Below are 2,366 nucleotides of genomic sequence, written 5' to 3'. Positions count from 1 at the left end.
ACTACTCTCACTAACAATTCTCTCATTACTAATCAAGGCAGTCTCAATATTATCAATGAAGGGACTAGAGTAGGAACTAATTTATTCCACAGCTTTCAAGACTTTTCTGTTTCTACTGGGAATACTGCTTTCTTTAATAATGCTGCTGATATTACAAACATTATTAGCCGCGTCACAGGAAAATCTGTTTCTAACATTAATGGTTTAATTCGTGCTAATGGAACAGCTAACCTATTTCTGCTCAACCCCAATGGAATTATTTTTGGTTCTAACGCTCAATTAAACATTGGTGGGTCATTTGTCGCAACCACAGCCAACAGTATTAAATTTGCTGACGGTAAACAGTTTTTTGCTCAACCCAACCAGAAAGAAGCATTGCTAACAATTAGCGCCCCTACAGGGCTATCATTTAGAGATAATTCAACTGGAACTATTCAAGTTTTAGGTGGCGGACATCAAATTACACCAAATGCTGGTTTATTCCCTACCATAGTAAACAACAATTCAACAGGCCTTTTAGTACAACCAGGAAAGACTCTAGCTTTAATCGGGAGTAACATAAATGTGGAAGGTGGCATTATAACTACTCCAGGGGGACAATCTGAGTTGGGTAGTGTAGGGTCTGGTTTTGTTGACCTTAAATCCAATAACCAAGGATGGACTTTTGATTACGAAGGAGTTCGCAAGTTTGAAGATATTCAGTTATCGAAACAAGCTTTAATCAATGCTAGTGGTACAGGCGCTGGAACAATTCAGCTACATGGAAATAATGTCTATCTGACAGACGGTTCAACAATGTTGATTCAGAATTTAGGCGAGACTTCATCTGGAAATATCAATATTAATGCTTCTAGGTCTTTGGTTTTGGAAGGAACTTCTCCAGATGGCAATGTTTCTAGTAGTATACTTACGGAAACAGTAAATACTGGAAAAGGTGGCGATCTAAAAGTTTTTACCCAACGATTAACGCTTCAGGATGGAGCAAGAGTGGGAGCAGGTACATACAGTAACGCTTCTGGAGGTAACGTAACTATTAATGCCTCTGATTCTGTGCAATTGTTAGAAAACAGGCTTGCTAATCCTTTTCGCCGTGGAGATACTATTAGCTTCATCAGTGCTGCTACTTTCGCTTCTGGGCAAGCAGGTTCTGTTCAAATGTCAACAAAACAGCTACGAATTACTGATGGAGGAACAGTGGCATCATCAAGCTTCGGAACTGGAGATGGAAACAACGTTATTGTCAATGCAAATTCTATCGAAATTACAGGGATAAAACCAGAGCGTTCTGCTCCAAGCACCATAGCAGCTACAGCTTTTAATGCTGGAAATGCTGGAAGTTTAACCATAAAGACATCAGAATTGCGATTGAAAAATGGAGGAGTAGTTAATTCTGTTGCTTTTGCAACTGGAAATGCTGGCAGTATAAATATTAATGCCGAAAACTTTATCGAAGTAAGTGGAAAAGCTAACAGCTTCCAACCTAGTTTTATAAGCTCATCAGTCAATGTTGCAAATGAAACTGTCAGAAAAATATTTGGACTACCTTTGATACCAACTGGTTCTGCGGGAAATATCACCATTGACACTCCTTTTTTAAATGTCAATCAAGGAGGTTTAATTAGCGTAGCAAATGAAGGTTTAGGTGATGCAGGAAGACTTGAAATTAAGTCCAATACGATTAACATCACAAACAACGGAGGCGTTACCGCAACCACTACTGTCGGACAAGGTGGTGATATTAATATTACCTCAAATAATATTTTTATACGCAATGGAATTATCTCCACAACTGCTGGTCAGCAAGACACAGATGGTGATGGTGGCAACATCAATATCAACACAAATATCCTAGTTCTTGCGGACAACAGTGGTATCACAGCTAACGCTTTTAAAGGACGAGGCGGAAATATCCTGATAAATGCTCGTGGATTATTTTTCTCTCCCAACAGTAAAATTACAGCTAGTTCAAAATTCGGATTGAATGGTGATGTTCAGATCAACGGCTTTTACGTTGACCCTAACGGCATTGAGTCCGTACCAGAAGGACTTGCACAAAGTCCACAAGTTGCATCAGTTTGCCAGGGACAGTCAGACGTGGCAGGAAGTGAATTTGTCATGAGTGGCGTGGACAGATTACCTCTGGGTCCTAAAGATGTACCACCTATTAAACCAACTTGGCAAGATAATTTTGTTTCTGGTCAAATCAACAATAATTCAGAGGAGCCAAAATTGCAAAAACAAGCAACACAAATTGTAGAAGCTCAAGGTTGGGTGCAAGACTCCTACGGGAATGTAACCTTGACGGCAGAAGCAAATTCAGCAACACCTCATGCTGTGTCGTTCGCTAGCTTATGTTCTGAAGAAAA

The 2,366-nt window shown here is 39.7% G+C and carries 1 protein-coding gene; it reads left to right on the top strand.

Annotated features, from left to right (window positions below):
- Nucleotides 1-2,366 (top strand): two-partner secretion domain-containing protein (locus ACWATR_RS39395; RefSeq protein WP_460345651.1); only part of this gene is annotated, 2,366 nt, incomplete at both ends.

The sequence above is a fragment of the Nostoc sp. UIC 10890 genome (assembly GCF_054786515.1).
Note: the sequence above shows the minus strand (reverse complement) of the source record. Positions and strands in the feature narration are given on the sequence as shown.